The organism is Neobacillus drentensis, assembly GCF_036962765.1.
Taxonomy (GTDB): domain Bacteria; phylum Bacillota; class Bacilli; order Bacillales; family Cytobacillaceae; genus Neobacillus; species Neobacillus drentensis_C.
Map to the genome: position 1 here is coordinate 1 of NZ_JBALOS010000066.1, position 2,617 is coordinate 2,617.

Annotated in this window: 2 protein-coding genes and 2 pseudogenes; 3 read left to right on the top strand and 1 reads right to left on the bottom strand. The window is 39.1% G+C overall.

The window, feature by feature from the left end:
- Nucleotides 1-345 precede the first annotated feature (345 nt).
- The gene (locus V7137_RS10270; protein WP_335697995.1) at nucleotides 346-690 is read left to right on the top strand and encodes a hypothetical protein; all 345 of its coding nucleotides are present in this window, start codon (nucleotides 346-348) and stop codon (nucleotides 688-690) included.
- A gap of 152 nt (nucleotides 691-842) precedes the next feature.
- Nucleotides 843-1,322, top strand: a complete 480-nt coding sequence (locus V7137_RS10275; RefSeq protein ID WP_335697996.1) for an SRPBCC family protein — start codon at nucleotides 843-845, stop codon at nucleotides 1,320-1,322.
- Between the two features lie 36 nt (nucleotides 1,323-1,358).
- On the opposite strand, the pseudogene V7137_RS10280 reads toward V7137_RS10275, so the two are convergent.
- Nucleotides 1,359-2,199, bottom strand: a pseudogene (locus tag V7137_RS10280) (tyrosine-type recombinase/integrase).
- Nucleotides 2,200-2,433: 234 nt separating this feature from the next.
- On the opposite strand from V7137_RS10280, the pseudogene V7137_RS10285 reads away from it, so the two are divergent.
- Nucleotides 2,434-2,617, top strand: a pseudogene (locus V7137_RS10285) (hypothetical protein); the annotation flags it as partial.

A 2,617-nucleotide genomic window follows, 5' to 3' on the forward strand; every position in this document is an offset into this window, starting at 1 on the left:
CATTAATATGTGGATGATAGAAACGAAAAATAAGAAGAGTGAACAAAAAAAAAGTAAATCAAAACATGTAAAATTACTGATATTTGGGTTAATTGTTTTCGTTTTATCCCGTATCTTACATAGACAAATTCTTTAAGTGGTTAATAATGACAGCCCTTATTAAAAGGGTGCAAGAGTTACAGAAGGGGTCGCTTCGGCGAACCTTTTTTTCTTGTTGTGCTAACGGGCCGTATAGTTAAATAAGCCTTTACCAAAATTAAGTATTATGAGGTTGTAACGAATAGAATGGACACAGTTATTGTACAGGGTAAAATATAGAAGTAAAGAGCAAAAGAGGAACAAAAATTGAAAAAAATATCGATTGCTTTTCTATTAATAAATCTATTCATAATTTCTGGATGTTCCAATGATTATAAATACCCACCAGGTAAAGATACTGTGGAAATTTACGGGGATGGAACATATCAGATTTTGTCTGGGGATACTTATTCTCTAAGCAATGTTGAAACTCAAGAAAATCCAGAGGAGAATGTTTATAAATACAAAGAAGAAAAGCCACTGGTTTATGTTATCGGTAAGAGTGGATATACGCTACTCAATTATAAAACAGGGAAAATTAAAAAGTATAAAAGAATGGACGAAATTCCTGCAAAACAATTAAAAGTCTTTATGGAACTTTCAAAGGAGTAATTTCTTTAACTGGTGCAAGAGTTAAAGTTCAGTAGCTGCTACGGCAGCTTTTTTGCATGTTCCACTAAAGGGGCAGTTAAACAAGATCTTCGACCCTGTGGTAAAATATGGTGAGAGATATTTGACATGACCACAAAGGAGGAACAATGAACATGCCCACATCTGAACCGGAGTTTACCATTACCCGTACCCTGAATGCCCGCCGAGAGCTCGTGTGGCGCGCCTGGACCGAGGAGAAGGAACTTGCCGACTGGTTGCCTTCGACACCCCTGAAGACCATCTCCTTCGATGTTCGCGAAGGCGGACGCTACCGCTATACGATGGTCAACATCGAGACCGGCGAGGAGTATCCCACCGGAGGTGTGTTTCTCGATGTTGTACCATTCGAACGGCTCGTTTTCACCTGGGGCTACCCCGATGATCCCATCGAGAACTCCCCTGTCGTGACCCTAACACTCACCGCACACGGCGAGTGCACTGAGATGATTTTCCACCTGCGATCAAAGCATGAAGACTGGTTGCGCGGATTCGCCGGTCACTCCGGCGATCAGTACGTGTACGACGGCTGGTCTGACGCGCTTGACAAGATTGTGAAAAATATACTTAAACAAACGGGTGCAAGAGTGAAATAAAGCAACGCTATCGTGAGATGCGTTGCTTATTTATTTCTAAAAAAACTTCCTATATAATTCCTGTCTTATGCTTCCGCTTAACTGGGCATATATCCGGGTGGTTTCACTTTTTTCATGACCTAATAGGCTTTGAATAACATTTAGAGGTGCTCCATTATTCAATAAGTGGGTTGCATAGCTGTGCCTTAGTTGGTGCGGATGAATGTCTTTGTTAATGCTGGCGCGGTTTGAAATCCGCTTAATAATGTATCGCATCTGGGCAATGCTCATTCGATGAGGATCCAGTTCCGTGACAAAAATAGCAGTGTCTCTGTCTTCACGATTATCTAGGTATCGTTTTAACCAAATTTCGCAGCGGATATTTGAAATAGACTTCCCGTTCCTTATCGCCTTTACGTCTGATAATGGCGGATCGGTTCAACCAATTAATTCTGCCTCTATCTAAGGTAACAACTTCTCCTATTCGGCATCCAGTGGAGAACATGAATTCAAACAATGCCTTTTCCATTGGGGAACAACAGGCTTCCCGTAAATGTTCAATTTCCATTTCGGTCAAAAATTTAGGAATTCGTTTCCCGGTTTTAGGTTCTTTTATTTTAGCTGCTGGGTTTTTGGGAATATGCCCTTCTTCATGAGACCATCGAAACAATGATTTCATAAAACGAATTCGATGAGCCAAACTTGAAGGCTTAAGGCTTTCACTTGATTTTGCTAAATAAGCTTTTAATTGATCCGTAGTCATCGTCTCAAGTTGAACATCATTAAAAAAGCGTATAAGTAAGCCGGACTGTAGTTTATATGCTTTTAATGTTTGCGGTGAAAAGCCTTCAATACGTTTATCAGATTCATACGTTTCCCATGCTTGAGATAATAACAAGTTCATCTCTCCCCAAAAAATTCTTTTTTTCAGGAATTATTGACCTGTTTCACGAAATTGAAACAGTGGTTCTTATTAAGCTAAAGGGCCAGGTTAGTTGATCATTAAATTGGTTTATTAATGTCTCATTTGAACAAGTGAAACAGCTTGGCTTGGAGATGCGGGTTGGTTGTAGTGGATAATATTAATTGAAGATGCGAAATCTAACTGTAAAAATTTATGGGAGTGAGCATCATGAAGAAAATGATTGTTCTCTTTACGGTTTTTTTAATGTTTTCCACAGATAACTTGGTTAATGCTAAACCTCCAGAGCCAAAGAAAATTAAACAGTATGCAGAAGAATGGTATGTTACACCAGAAGATATTATTCGGGATATTATATTTCCAGCTATTGATAAAAGGGTAATAAAAGAGTATG

Coding starts and splice junctions, on each gene's coding strand:
- V7137_RS10275 (WP_335697996.1), top strand. CDS start 843: ATGCCCACATCTGAACCGGAGTTTACCATTACCCGTACCCTGAATGCC.